This is a genomic window from Actinotalea caeni (genome assembly GCF_009733795.1).
In the GTDB taxonomy this organism is placed as follows: domain Bacteria; phylum Actinomycetota; class Actinomycetes; order Actinomycetales; family Beutenbergiaceae; genus Pseudactinotalea; species Pseudactinotalea caeni.
Map to the genome: position 1 here is coordinate 1 of NZ_WNXX01000016.1, position 13,306 is coordinate 13,306.

At 74.6% G+C, this 13,306-nt stretch carries 9 protein-coding genes and 1 pseudogene; 4 read left to right on the forward strand and 6 right to left on the reverse strand.

Features of this window, described 5'->3' with window-relative positions:
* Together GPA02_RS18830 and GPA02_RS13485 are read left to right on the forward strand one after the other, a co-directional pair.
* A pseudogene (locus tag GPA02_RS18830) lies at positions 1-1,187 on the forward strand (hypothetical protein); the annotation flags it as partial.
* Between the two features lie 131 nt (positions 1,188-1,318).
* Positions 1,319-4,162, forward strand: coding sequence for an FAD-binding and (Fe-S)-binding domain-containing protein (locus tag GPA02_RS13485; protein WP_156200601.1), 2,844 nt, complete (start codon positions 1,319-1,321; stop codon positions 4,160-4,162).
* A 69-nt stretch (positions 4,163-4,231) separates the two neighbouring features.
* On the opposite strand, the gene GPA02_RS13490 is transcribed toward GPA02_RS13485, so the two are convergent.
* Both GPA02_RS13490 and GPA02_RS13495 read right to left on the reverse strand, forming a co-directional pair.
* Entirely contained in the window at positions 4,232-5,332 is a 1,101-nt protein-coding gene (locus GPA02_RS13490) for an alpha/beta hydrolase (protein WP_240134049.1), read from the reverse strand.
* A complete protein-coding gene (locus GPA02_RS13495; protein WP_156200602.1) occupies positions 5,329-6,036 on the reverse strand; it encodes a maleylpyruvate isomerase N-terminal domain-containing protein in 708 nt (235 codons plus the stop codon). The genes GPA02_RS13490 and GPA02_RS13495 overlap by 4 nt, the downstream gene beginning before the upstream one ends.
* Positions 6,037-6,045: 9 nt before the next feature.
* Here GPA02_RS13495 and GPA02_RS13500 point away from each other — a divergent pair, with 9 nt between their 5' ends.
* Positions 6,046-7,044 (forward strand): Gfo/Idh/MocA family protein, encoded by a 999-nt coding sequence (locus GPA02_RS13500; RefSeq protein WP_156200603.1) that lies wholly within the window; start codon positions 6,046-6,048, stop codon positions 7,042-7,044.
* 372 nt (positions 7,045-7,416) lie between these two features.
* Here GPA02_RS13500 and metX read toward each other — a convergent pair whose 3' ends face one another.
* Both metX and GPA02_RS13510 read right to left on the reverse strand, forming a co-directional pair.
* On the reverse strand, positions 7,417-8,616 hold the full coding sequence (metX, locus tag GPA02_RS13505) for a homoserine O-acetyltransferase MetX (RefSeq protein WP_240134055.1): 1,200 nt from the start codon (positions 8,614-8,616) through the stop codon (positions 7,417-7,419).
* A 73-nt stretch (positions 8,617-8,689) separates the two neighbouring features.
* The gene (locus GPA02_RS13510) at positions 8,690-10,048 is read right to left on the reverse strand and encodes a bifunctional o-acetylhomoserine/o-acetylserine sulfhydrylase (RefSeq protein WP_156200605.1); all 1,359 of its coding nucleotides are present in this window, start codon (positions 10,046-10,048) and stop codon (positions 8,690-8,692) included.
* Between the two features lie 552 nt (positions 10,049-10,600).
* Here GPA02_RS13510 and GPA02_RS13515 point away from each other — a divergent pair.
* Positions 10,601-12,034 carry a C40 family peptidase gene (locus tag GPA02_RS13515; RefSeq protein ID WP_156200606.1) on the forward strand — a complete coding sequence of 478 codons (1,434 nt, stop codon included), beginning with the start codon at positions 10,601-10,603 and terminating at the stop codon, positions 12,032-12,034.
* Here GPA02_RS13515 and GPA02_RS13520 read toward each other — a convergent pair.
* Positions 12,016-12,792 (reverse strand): glycoside hydrolase family 16 protein, encoded by a 777-nt coding sequence (locus GPA02_RS13520; RefSeq protein ID WP_156200607.1) that lies wholly within the window; start codon positions 12,790-12,792, stop codon positions 12,016-12,018. The two genes, GPA02_RS13515 and GPA02_RS13520, sit on opposite strands and share 19 nt — an antisense overlap.
* Entirely contained in the window at positions 12,792-13,304 is a 513-nt protein-coding gene (locus GPA02_RS13525; protein ID WP_156200608.1) for an inorganic diphosphatase, read from the reverse strand. Before GPA02_RS13525 ends, GPA02_RS13520 begins: the two co-directional genes overlap by 1 nt.
* Positions 13,305-13,306: the final 2 nt, after the last annotated feature.

Below are 13,306 nucleotides of genomic sequence, written 5' to 3' on the forward strand. Positions count from 1 at the left end.
GGCGCCGCGCGTGGCTCGCGGGCGCCGCGGCGTCGCTGGTCGTCGGGACCGGCGGCTACCTCGCGGGTGTCGGCACCGCCGCGCCGACCGCGGACAGCGCGGGCGGCGGCGCGGACGCGGCCTACGAGGGTGCGGTGCCGAACAGCGCGGCCGACGGCAGCGCCGGCGGCGCGGCCGAGGAGAGCGCAGGCGGAGCGACCGAGGACGGCGTGGCCGGCGCGGGGGACGCCGACATCATGATCGCCTGGGACCGGGCGGTCTTCACCTCCTCCGGGCTCTCCGACGAGCCCGGCAGCGCCGAGGCGTTCGGCTACGACGCGACCGCCGTCGACCCGGCGAGCACGGTCGCCGACCTCGCGGCCGCGCTCGGCATCGAGGGCGAGGCGGTCGACCAGGGCTGGTCCTGGACCGTGCAGGGCGGCGACGGGCGCACGATCGAGGTCCACCCCGACGGCACCGGCTCCGTCGGCTACAACGACCCGACCGTCGACCCGTGGCTGTGCACCGAGGAGGGCCGCGACCAGCCCGTGCCCGACAGCGGCGGCGACGAGGGCGACGGCACCAGCTCGTCGTTCGCCGGCTGCCCCGAGGACGGCACCGGCCACCCGGACCCGGCCGGCGCGGCACGCGACTTCCTCACCACGCTCGGTGTCGACACCGCCGGCCTCGAGATCGTGACCTCCGAGGTCGGCGGCGGCGTGACCGCTGTCGAGGCGTCGCTGCCCGAGCTCGTCGGCAGCGGCGCGCCGGAGTGGAACCTGATGGTCGGCGCCGACGGCGTGTACTCGGCGTGGGGACGGCTGGCGCCGCGGGTCTCGCTCGGCAGCTACGACGTGATCTCGGCGGAGGACGCCGTCGAGCGGCTGATGGACCCGCGGTTCGGTCCGGGCCACCCGACCGGACCCGTCGACGGCGGCGGCGTGACGATCCTCGACGACGGCGGCAGCGTCGGCGACCCGGTGTCGCCCGAGGTCCCCTCCGCGCCGGCGCCCGTGGCGCCCGGCGCCGACATCCCGTGGCCGGTGAGCGCCTACGAGATCACCGACGCCGAGCTCGGACTGGCCGGCTACACGCTGCCCGAGGGCGCCTACGTGCTGCTGCCGACGTGGTCGCTGTCCAGCCCGGACGGGCTCACCTGGTCGGTGCTCGCGCTCGCCGACGACGCGCTCGACTTCGACGCCCGCTGACGGTGTCAACCCACTTCTGCCCCCTCACGAGGTTTCAACCCACTTCCGCCCACGACGAGGTCGCGACCCACGTCTGCCCGCCTCGCGGGCACAGCGGACACGGACCGCTCGGCGGTCGGTAGGTTGAGCACGTGCCCGACCTGCTCGCCGATCTGAGGGCCGCCGTGAGCGGCGACGTGGACGCCTCGGCCCGCCGGCGTGCGGAGTACAGCACCGACGCCTCCAACTACCGGGTCGTCCCCGAGGTCGTGGTGTTCCCGCGCAGCACCGACGACGTGCTCGCCGCCCTCGAGGTCGCCCGGTCGCACGGCAGCCCGGTCACCGCACGCGGCGGCGGCACCTCGGTCGCGGGCAACGCCGTCGGGCCAGGCGTCGTCCTCGACTTCTCCCGCCACCTCGACAAGGTCCTGGAGATCGACCCCGAGGCGCGCACCGCCCGCGTGCAGCCGGGCACGGTGATGAGCACGCTGCAGGCGGCGGCCAAGCCGCACGGGCTGCGGTTCGGGCCCGACCCCTCGACGCAGAACCGCTGCACGATCGCCGGGATGATCGGCAACAACGCGTGCGGCCCGCACGCGGTCGCCTACGGCCGCACCGCCGACAACACGGCGGCGCTCGACGTCGTCGACGGCACCGGGCGCCGGTTCACCGCCGGTCGCGGCGACCTCGCGGCGGTGCCGGGCCTGGAGCAGCTCGTCGCGGGGAACCTGTCGACGATCCGCACCGAGATGGGCCGCTTCGGGCGGCAGGTGAGCGGCTACTCGCTCGAGCACCTGCTGCCGGAGAACGGGCGCGACCTCGCGAAGTTCCTCGTCGGCACCGAGGGCACCCTCGTCACGGTCCTGGAGGCGACGGTCGACCTCGTGCCGATCCCCGGCTCGCCCACGATCGTCGCGCTCGGCTACCCGGACATGCCGAGCGCCGCGGACGCCGTCCCCGCGATGCTCGCCCACCGCCCGCTCGCCGTCGAGGGCCTCGACGACCGGCTGCTCGACGTCGTCCGTCGGCACTCGACCGCCCCGATCCCCGACCTGCCCGAGGGCGCCGGGTGGCTGCTGGTCGAGGTCGGCGGCGCCACCCAGGAGGAGGCGTTCGCCAACGCCCAGGCGCTCGCGGCCGACGCCGGCACCCGCGCGGTCCGCATCCTGCCCGCCGGTCCCGAGGCCAGCCGGATCTGGCAGATCCGGGCCGACGGCGCCGGCCTGGCCGGGCGCACGCCGTCCGGGGCGCAGGCGTGGCCCGGCTGGGAGGACGCCGCCGTGCCGCCCGAGCGGCTCGGTGCCTACCTGCGCGACTTCAACGCGCTGCTCGACCGCTACGGCGTCGACGGCCTGCCCTACGGCCACTTCGGCGACGGCTGCATCCACGTGCGGATCGACCTGCCGCTCGACCGGCCGGGCGGCAGCACGGTGTTCCGGGACTTCATGCACGACGCCGCCGCGCTGGTCGCCAGCCACGGCGGCTCGCTCTCGGGCGAGCACGGCGACGGCCGCGCACGCGGCGAGCTGCTGCCCTACATCTACTCGCCCGAGGCGATCGGTCTGATGGAGCAGGTCAAGGGCCTCCTCGACCCCGAGGACCGGCTCAACCCGGGTGTGGTCGTGCGCCCCCGCGGTGTCGCGCAGGACCTGCGCCGCCCGCACGCCCGCCCGCTCCCGGTGGTGCCCGGCGGGTTCTCGTTCGCGCACGACGGCGGCGACCTCACCACCGCGGTGCACCGGTGCGTCGGCGTCGGCAAGTGCCGCGCCGACACCTCCGCCGCCGGCGGCTTCATGTGCCCGTCCTACCTCGCGACCCGGGACGAGAAGGACTCCACCCGCGGCCGCGCCCGCGTGTTGCAGGAGCTCGCCAACGGCTCGCTCGTGCGCGGCTGGGACGCCCCCGAGGTCGAGGAGTCGCTCGACCTGTGCCTGTCCTGCAAGGCGTGCGGCTCCGACTGCCCGGCCGGCGTCGACATGGCCACGTACAAGGCCGAGGTCACCCACCGCCGCTACCGCGGCCGGCTGCGCCCCGTGAGCCACTACGCGCTCGGCTGGCTGCCGCGCTGGTCCCGGCTGGTGACCTCGGTGCCCGGGCTGGCCGCGCTCGCCAACGCGGCGCTCGGTGTCGCGCCCGTCCGCAAGGCCGTGCTCGCCGGCGGCGGCATGGACACCCGGCGCGGCGTCCCGCGGTTCGCGACGACCCGGTTCACGCGATGGTTCCGCGACCGCGCGCGGCGCGGGACGCCGTCGGGCGGCGAGCGGGAGGTGCTGCTGTGGGTCGACTCCTTCAGCGAGACCCTCTCGACCGCGGGCGCGCAGGCGATGGTGCGGCTGCTCACCGACGCCGGGTACACCGTGCGGCTCCCCGACCAGCAGGCGTGCTGCGGCCTCACCTGGATCTCCACCGGCCAGCTCGACGGCGCCCGCGCCCGGCTGCGCCAGACCCTCGACGTGCTCTCGCCGTGGGTCGAGCGTGGCGTGCCGATCGTCGGGATCGAGCCCAGCTGCACCGCGGTGCTGCGCAGCGACCTGCTGGAGCTGCTCGGCGACGACCCGCGCTCGCAGCGGCTCGCGCGCGGCGTGCACACGCTCGCCGAGCTGCTGACCGCACCCGCGCCGCTCGGGCCGGGGGAGGACTGGCAGCCGCCGGACCTGGCCGGCCTCGAGGTCGTCGCACAGCCCCACTGCCACCAGCACGCGGTGATGGGCTACGGGCCCGACCTCGCGCTGCTCGAGCGCGCAGGTGCGACGGTGCGCACGATCGCCGGCTGCTGCGGCCTCGCCGGGAACTTCGGCATGGAGAAGGGCCACTACGACGTCAGCGTCGCGGTCGCGGAGAACGGCATCCTGCCGGCGTTGCGCGAGGCGCCCGAGGGCGCGGTGCTGCTCGCCGACGGGTTCTCCTGCCGCACGCAGGCCGACCAGCTCGCCGGCGTCACGGGGGTGACGCTCGCCGAGCTGCTCACGCGCGGGGCGCGGGAGCGCGTGACGTGACCGTGCCCGCCGGGCACGCGGCGGCGCGCGCGAGCGCGGCGAGGACGCCGCGGTGAGCCGCCCCGGCCGTCAGAGCTCCGGCTCGACGTAGCCGCGGAACCAGCGGTCGATCTCCCGGTAGGCCTGCTCACGGACCGGCTGCGGGGAGAGCAGCACGTCGTGCAGCCCTCCGGTGACCTTCGCCAGCGTGACGGTGCGCCCCAACGAGGGCGCGCGGCGCCACACCTGCTTGACGTCGATGACCGTGTCCGCGGAGCGCATCTCCTCGCGCCAGCGCGGGCCGATCACCGTGCGGTGGGACGTCAGCACGAGGATCGGGATCTCGAGGTCGAGCCCCGCCGCGACCTTGGCGTGCCCGGCGAGCACCGCCGCCAGCCAGCCGGGCCGCACCGGGTGGGTCGGCACCGGGCGCCAGGCCGGCTCGATCTGCCACTCGCCCTCCATGCGGGCGTTGATCGTGCGGTCGTAGAACCCCGGTGCCGAGATCGGCACCGGCCACCGGGCCTGCTTGCGCGCGACCTGGCTGATCAGCGGGTGCCCGAGCGCACGCGCGAGGGTGGAGCCGTGCACCTCGAGGAACGGCGCGTTGAGGACGAGACCGCGGAAGGTGTCCGGGTGCCGCGCGGCCCACAGCGCCGTCGTCAGCCCGCCCTGCGAGTGCGCGACCGCGACGAGCGGCACGGACGCGCCGTGGATGCGCCGCACGACGTCGACGGCGAGCTGCAGGTCCTCGTCGTACTCCTCCAGCGACTCGACGAAGCAGGGCGTCTGGTGCGGGCGGATGCTGCGGCCCGACTTGCGCAGGTCGACGGCGTAGAACACCGCGCCGCGATCGGCCCAGAACCGGGCCAGCTCGGTCTGGATGAAGTAGTCGGCGAACCCGTGCACGTACACGACCGCCAGCCGTGGGCGGCGAGGCAGCGGGCGCCCGCCCGGCCGGTACCGGACCAGCGTCGTGACGACGGCACCCTCGTCGTCGTCCGGCTGCGGGAAGGTGCGCGCCTGGAAGTCGTCGCCGAGGATGTCCCGACCCCACCGGCCGACGGGCGGCGGCGGCGGAGCGACCGGCTCGGCGTGCCGCTCGTCGACGGGGCGCGGCGGCGGGTCGGAGCGCGGGCGCGCCGGTCTGGTCCGTGGCGGCCGACGACCGCGGTTGCCCGTGGTGCTCACAGCAGCGGCAGCGCGTCGGTCAGGTCCGGTGTGCCGTCGGAGACGGCGCTCGGGCGCACGGCGCCGCGGGCGACGGCGCTGCGCCAGTCGAGCCGTCCGCTCGCCGCGAGCACCCAGGCGGTCTCGTCGGCGACCTCGATCGCGGTGCCGGTGCGCTGCGTCCCGACGTCCAGCAGGGCCTGCGCGACGAGGGTGCGGGCGGTGGGGTCGACGGGGGGCGGCAGCGGCAGCGTGGGCGCGAGGTCGTAGGCGTGCACGACCAGCTCGATCAGCCGGCTCACGAGGAAGTCGCCCAGCCGGATCGGGCCGCGACGGGCGAGGAGCACGACGTCGCCCTCGGCGACGAGGTCGTCGACACGTGCGAGGGCGTCCTCGGCGAGCGCGTCGATCGCCGCCAGCGGGTCCTGCCGCACCGACGCGGCGACCTCGTGCGCGAGCCGGTCCAGCCGTTCCGGGTCGTCCGCGCGGTAGGTCGCCAGGTACTCCGCGAGGGTCAGCGGCTCGGCGTCGTCGCCGGGCTCGGGCGTGCGCAGCGCCCGGATCGAGTCCCACACCCGCCCCAGGTGCGCGACCAGCACACCGAGCGACCAGCCCGGCAGCGTCGAGGGCTCGTCGCTCGCGGGGTCGGGCAGCTCCTCCAGCCACGCGCGCAGCCGCTCCCACTGCTCGCGGAGGTCCGTCGCGGTCGCGGCCAGGGTCGGCATGTGCCCATCATGCGCGATAGGTTCGCGCTCATGGTGCGCTGGGCGGTGCTCGGACCTGGTCGGATCGCCGAGTCGGTCGTCGCCGACTTCGGCCACGTGCGTGACGGCGAGCTGGTCGCCGTCGGCTCCCGGTCCGCGGAGCGGGCGCAGGCGTTCGCGCAGCGCCACGGCATCCCGCGGGCGCACGGCAGCTACGAGGCGCTGCTCGCCGACGACGAGGTGGACGCCGTCTACGTCGCCACCCCGCACTCGTGGCACGTCGCGCACGGCTGCGCGGTGCTCGAGGCCGGCAAGGCGCTGCTCATGGAGAAGTCGTTCACCGCGACGCTCGCGGGTGCCGAGACCGTCGTGGCGACGGCGCGCGAGCGCGGCGTCTTCGCGATGGAGGCGATGTGGACGCGCTTCCAGCCGGCGATCGTCCGGCTGCGCGAGCTCCTGGCCGACGGCGCGATCGGGGAGGTGCGCGGCGTCGTCGCCGACCTCGGTGCGGCGCGCGACCTCGACCCGGAGGACCGGCTGTTCTCCCTCGACCTCGGCGGCGGCACGATCCTCGACCTGGGGGTCTACGTCGTCAGCCTGGCGCAGATGGTGCTGGGCGACCCGACCGAGGTGCACGCGACCGGGTCGCTGCTGCCGACCGGGGTCGACGGCGAGGTCGGCTACCTGCTCGGCTACGGCGACGGCCGGTCGGCCACCCTGCGCACGGCGTTCTACCAGACGCCGGGAGCCGCGCGCGTGCTCGGCACCGAGGGCTGGGTCGACGTGCCGCCCCGCTTCCACCACCCGGACCGCATCGTGCTGCACCGCCGCGGCCACGACCCCGAGGAGATCGTGGCGCCCCCGCCCGGGACCGGCTACTCGCTCGAGATCGACGAGGTGAACCGTTGCCTCGCCGAGGGCCTGCTCGAGTCGCCGACGATGCCTCTCGCCGACACCCTCGCCGTCCAGGCCGTGCTCCAGCAGGCCGCCGACCAGGTCGGCGTCGCCCTCCACGACCACCCCCGCTGACCCCCGGCCCACTTTCACCGCACTTTGCAACATCGAGCACTTTCACCGCTGTTTGCAACATCGGCTAGTTTCACCGCTGTTTGCAACATTGGCTACTTTCACCGCACTTCGTGCCGCGGCGCCCGTCGGCGCACGCTGTAGACGAGCGGGGAGGGCGCCGTCGCCCAGGCGTACGGAACGTCCGCCGTGCGCGCGCAGGGAGATCCGCCGTCGACGTCTGCGGGCGGCCCGTGGAGGAGATCAGGCGAGGCCGCGGCGAGAGCTGCGGAACCGGGCCGCGGCACGTAGGGCTGCGACACCGCGGACTGTTGCAAAGTGCGGTGAAACCGCGGGCTGTTGCAAAGTGCGGTGAAAGTGGCGGGTGCGCGGTGGCTAGATGACGTACTCCGGGTCGGGCAGGGCGTCGTCGTCGGTGGCGAGGAAGTCCGCGACGATCGGGCCGAGCTGGTCGAACTCGATGAGGAAGCCGTCGTGGCCGTAGGCGGAGCGGATGACGCGGAGCTCGCCGTCGGGCACGCCGGCGGCGATGCGGGCGGACTGCTCGGGCAGGAACAGCCGGTCGCTGTCGACGGCGACCGCCAGCGTCCTCGCGGTGATGCCCGCCAGCGCGGACGCGACGCCGCCGCGGTCGCGGCCCAGGTCGTGGGTGAGCATCGACTCGGTGAGCACGACGTAGCTGTTGGCGTCGAAGCGGCGGGCGAGCTTGCCCGCGTGGTGGTCGAGGTAGGACTGCACGGCGAACCGGCCACCGCCGCCCAGGGGCTCCTCGCCGCCCTGCGGCAGCCGCCCGAAGCGCTCGTCGAGCTCGGCGGCGCTGCGATAGGTGGTGTGCGCGATCTGGCGCGCGATCCCGAGCCCGACGTGGGGGCCGTCGTCGTCGGCCGCGCCGTAGTAGTCGCCGCCCCGGAACCGCGGGTCGGCCCGGATGGCCGCGAGCTGGCTGTGGGCCCACGCGATCTGGTCGCCCGACGTCTGCGCCGTGGTCGCGATCGCGGCGAGGCGGCGCACCCGCTCGGGGTAGCCGGCCGCCCACTCCAGCGCCCGGTGCCCGCCCATGGACGCGCCGATCACCAGCGCCCACGAGCCGATCCCGAGCCGGTCGGCGAGCTCGGCCTCGGCCCGCACCTGGTCGCGCACCGTCACATACGGGAAGCGCGAGCCCCAGGGCGTGCCGTCCGGCGCCGGTGACGACGGGCCGGTGGACCCCTGGCAGCCGCCTAGCACGTTGGGGGCGACGACGTAGTACCGGTCGGTGTCGATCGGGCGCCCCGGCCCGACCATCTCCGACCACCAGCCGGCGGTGCGGTGCCCGGGGCCCGCGTCGCCGGTGACGTGGCTGTCACCGGTGAGCGCGTGCAGCACCAGCACGGCGTTGTCGCCGCGCTCGTTCAACCGACCCCAGGTCTCGTACGCCATCGTGACGTCCGGCAGCTTGCCGCCGGCCTCCAGGTGCAGCGGCCCGAGGTGCACGAACCTCCGGTTCCCGACGCCCTCCTCGGCACGCCAGGCACCGGTGGCGGGCACCGGACCGAGCGGCTGCCGGGGGCGCGCAGGGTGCCGGACCGGCCGCACGGGGGTGCGTGCGGGGTCGGTCCGGTCCCACGGGTTCGGGGAGCTCACGATCCTCACCTCGGGCCGCACCTGGTCACGCCTGCGTCGTCTGGGCCTCGGCGGCGGCCGGCGCACGGAGCCGGTCGGCCGCGGCCTGGAAGCCCTTGTCGAGGTCGGCGAGGATGTCGTCGATGTGCTCGATGCCGACGGCGAGGCGCACCAGGCCGGGGGTGACCCCGCTCGCGGCCTGCTCCTCGGGCGTCAGCTGGCTGTGCGTGGTCGACGCCGGGTGGATCACCAGCGAGCGGACGTCGCCGATGTTGGCGACCAGCGAGTGCAGCTCGAGGCCGTCCACGAACGCCTTGCCGGCGTCCAGCCCGCCCTCGATCTCGAACGCGAGCACGGCGCCCGAGCCCTTGGGAGTGTACTTCTGGGCGAGCTCGTAGTACGGGCTCGACGGGAGGCTGGCCCACGCGACCGAGCGCACCTGCGGGTGCTGCTCGAGGTACTCGGCGACCTTGCGGGTGTTCTCGACGTGCCGCTCGACGCGCAGCGACAGCGTCTCCAGCCCCTGCGCGAGCAGGAACGCGTTGAACGGTGCGACGGCGGTGCCGAGGTCGCGCAGCAGCTGCACGCGCGCCTTGAGGATGAACGACAGGTTGACGCCGAACGCGCCGCCCTCGCCCAGGTCGCGGGCGTAGACCAGGCCGTTGTAGCTCGGGTCCGGGGTGTTGTAGTTCGGGAACCGCTCCGGGTGCGCGCCGAAGTCGAACGAGCCGCCGTCGACGATCACGCCGGCGATCGAGGTGCCGTGCCCGCCGAGGTACTTGGTCGCCGAGTGGATGACGACGTCGGCGCCCCACTCCAGCGGCCGCACCAGGTAGGGGGTGCCGACCGTGTTGTCGACGACGAGCGGCACGCCGACCTCGTGCGCGACGCCCGCGATCGCCTCGATGTCGAGGATGTCGCCCTTGGGGTTGGGGATGACCTCGCCGAAGAACAGCTTGGTGTTCGGCTGGACGGCCGCGCGCCACGACTCCGGGTCCTGCGGGTCGTCGACGAACGTCGTCGTGATGCCCAGCTTGGGCAGCGTGTGGTGGAGCAGGTTGTACGTGCCGCCGTACAGGGACGGCGAGGCGACGACGTGGTCGCCGGCCTCGGCGATGTTGAGGATCGCGAGCGTCTCGGCGGCCTGGCCGGAGGAGACGAGGAGCGCGCCGACGCCGCCCTCGAGGGAGGCGATGCGGTCCTCGACGGCGGCCTGCGTCGGGTTGGTGATGCGCGTGTAGATCGGCCCGAGCTCGGCGAGCGCGAAGCGCGCGGCGGCCTCGTCGGTGTTCTTGAAGACGAACGACGTCGTCTGATAGATCGGCAGCGCCCGGGCGCCGGTCTCGGCGTCGGGCTCCTGCCCGGCGTGGATCTGACGGGTCTCGAAGTTCCAGGGAGTGCTCATCGGTTGTCTGTCTCCTGCGTTCGGTAGGACCGGCAGGGCAGACGTGCGCCGACAGCCGATCCCAGGTGGTGGGGGTTCGGTGCGCACGTGCGCTGTGACGACTCCGCAGAGCGCGGTGACCTCGTCAGGGCATGCCGAACGTGCGCGTCAGCGGCACATTCGACGGAACATGTGGGTGACGTTAGGGCCAGACGCCGCACCGTGACCAGCCCGCGGGCGAAACGTCTTGCATGGCGAGACGTGGCCGTCTCCGGACAGTCGTCCACGCGCGCTCTCTCCTCGGCGCGCGGCCGTGCGGCCACCTGCTCCGCGTTACATCCGCGGCCCGTCGCCCCCTCGGACGAGGAGGGCGCCCTGCCCGGCGACCGGACGCCGTCGGAACCACACCGATGTCATTCGCGCTAGCACAGGATGGGACACATGTGAATCTTGTGACTGGTGTGTCGCGAGAGCGATTTGTGCACTACCGTGTGGGACGCATGCGCTGCGTGTGTCAACGCGACACGCCGACGCATGCCTGTGCTTGACCACGAAAGAGCGACGGGGGATGGCGTGCGACGCAGAGTTGTGAGCCCGCTGGGCGTGACGGTGGCGCTCCTCGCGGGCTTCGGGCTGTTCGCCGGCGCGGCGGTCGCCTCGCCCACGATCCCGTCCGACGACGACATCGCCGCGGTCGACGCAGCCGCCGGCGAGGCCGCTGCCGCGATCGCCGCCCTCGAGGCCGAGCTCGCGAGCAGCCGCGCCGCCTCCGACGCCGCGGGCGTGGCCGCCGCGGTCGCCGCCGAGGAGTACAACCAGGCGGTGATCGCGCTCGAGGAGGCCGAGGCCGAGAAGGCCGAGGCCGAGGCGGAGGCCGCCGCCGCGCAGGTCGAGCTCGAGGCCGCGACGACGGCGCTCGGCGAGCTGGCGATGGCCAGCTACCGCTCCGGTGGTGACCTGGCCCAGCTCTCGGCGCTGCTGTCGGCCGACGGCCTCGAGGACGCGCTCGCCCAGGCCACGACGTTCCAGGTGCTCGGCACCAGCAGCGCGCAGGCCGAGCAGCGCTGGGCCGACGCCGACCTCGCCGCGCGGACGGCCGACGAGCGTGCCGCCGCGGCCGTCGAGGCGCGCGCCGCCGCCGCGGAGGAGCTCGCCGTCGCCAAGGAGGAGGCGGAGGCCTCCGCCGCCGACGCCGCGCGCATCCTCGCCGACACCGAGGCCCGGCGGACCGAGCTGGTCGTCCAGCTCGCCGCGCTGCGTCAGACCAGCGTCGAGATGGAGCAGGAGCGGCAGGCCGCCGCCGAGGCCGCACGGCTCGCCCAGCAGAACGCCGCGGCCGCGGAACGGCTCGGCGTCGAGGAGGCTCCCGCGGCGACCGCGCCCGAGGCGCCCGCCGCCGAGCCCGGCGGCGAGCCCAGCACGAGCCGCCCGTCGCAGGCGCCCACGCAGGCGCCGACCCAGGCCCCCACGCAGGCACCGACCCAGGCGCCGACGCAGCGGCCCACGCCGACGCCCACGCAGTCCCCGACCGTGCGGCCGACCCCGGCGCCGACGACGCCCGCTCCCACGACGCCGCCGACGACCAAGCCGCCGGTGACGACCCCGCCGCCGGCGACGACCCCGCCGCCCCCGCCGCCGCCGAGCAGCGCGAACGCGGCCGCTCTCGCCTGGGCGAAGACGCAGATCGGCAAGCCCTACGTGTACGGCGCCGCCGGCCCGAACGGCTACGACTGCTCGGGGCTGACGATGATGGCCTACCGCAACGCGGGCATCAGCATCCCCCGCACCAGCGGCGCCCAGTACTACGCGGGCGACCGGGTGCCGGTCGGGCAGATGCAGCCGGGCGACCTGTTCTTCTACTCGAGCAACGGCTCGCCCAGCGGGATCTACCACGTCGCGATCTACGCCGGGAACGGGATGCGCCTGCACGCGCCGTCGCCGGGCAAGAAGGTCGAGCTCGTCTCGATGTGGTGGCCGAACGTGCTGCCCTACGCCGTGCGTCCCTGACCCTCGCGCGTCGCGGTCCCGGCGACCCGGCTGATCTCCAGGGCCGGGGTGTGGGTGGTCTCGGTGCCGTCGGGGAAGTCGAACACGCCGATCATCAGCACCAGCGGGTAGCGCGGCGGCCGCGGGCACGTGCGCAGCGTGACGCCGTCGACGGCGAAGCGCGCCTCGGCGTCGTCCCAGTCCACCCGGTAGGTGTGCCAGTCGGCGACGTCGATCGGCAGCCGGGGTGCGGCGACGTCGTCCCGCAGCCGCGGGTCGCGCAGCGCCTTGATGCCCATCCCGACCTCGGCGGAGCGCCCGGGCTCGGCGGCCGAGCCGAACACCTCGACGACGCACAGCTCGCCCGAGTCGTGCGGGTCCTCGTCCCAGCCGGCCAGCCACAGCGCCGCCATCGAGCGGTGTGTGAGCGACATGCGGCAGCGGATCTCGACGTACCCGCCGTCGACCAGCCAGCCGACGAAGCGCGGCTGCTCCTCGCGCACGCGCAGGCCGGGTCGGAAGGGCTGCGGGCCTCGCTCGCTGCCGAGCGGCCCGGACCAGTCGGCGGAGGCGATCGTCGAGGTGCGCAGCGGCGGCTGGTGGGTGTCACGGCACCACAGACCCTGGTCCGGCGGCACCTCCAGCACGAGGCCGTCGCCGGTCAGCCGGTCGCGCGCGGCGTTCTCGGCGCGCGAGGCCCACGCCGGCAGGTATGCGGGCAGCCACCGCGCACGGTCGAGGTCGTCGCCGGTGAAGGTGTCGACGACCTCGTCGCGCATCAGCCGATGTGGGGCTGGGGGTGGGTGTACCCGGTGTCCTTGGCGCGCTGGAACGAGCGCCGGATCTCCGCCTCGGCCTCCTCGCGGCCGACCCAGTGCGCGCCCTCGACGGACTTGCCGGGCTCGAGGTCCTTGTAGACCTCGAAGAAGTGCTGGATCTCCAGCCGGTGGAACTCCGAGACGTCATCGATGTCCGAGCGCCACGACGCGCGCTGGTCGCCCTTGGGCACGCACAGCACCTTGTCGTCGCCGCCGGCCTCGTCGCGCATGCGGAACATGCCGAGCGCGCGGCACCGGATGAGGCAGCCCGGGAACGTCGGCTCCTCGAGCAGCACGAGCGCGTCGAGCGGGTCGCCGTCCTCGCCGAGGGTGCCCTCGATGTAGCCGTAGTCGTCGGGGTAGCGCGTCGAGGTGAACAGCATCCGGTCGAGCCGGATGCGACCGGTCTCGTGGTCCACCTCGTACTTGTTGCGCTGCCCCTTCGGGATCTCGATCGTGACGTCGAACTCCACCC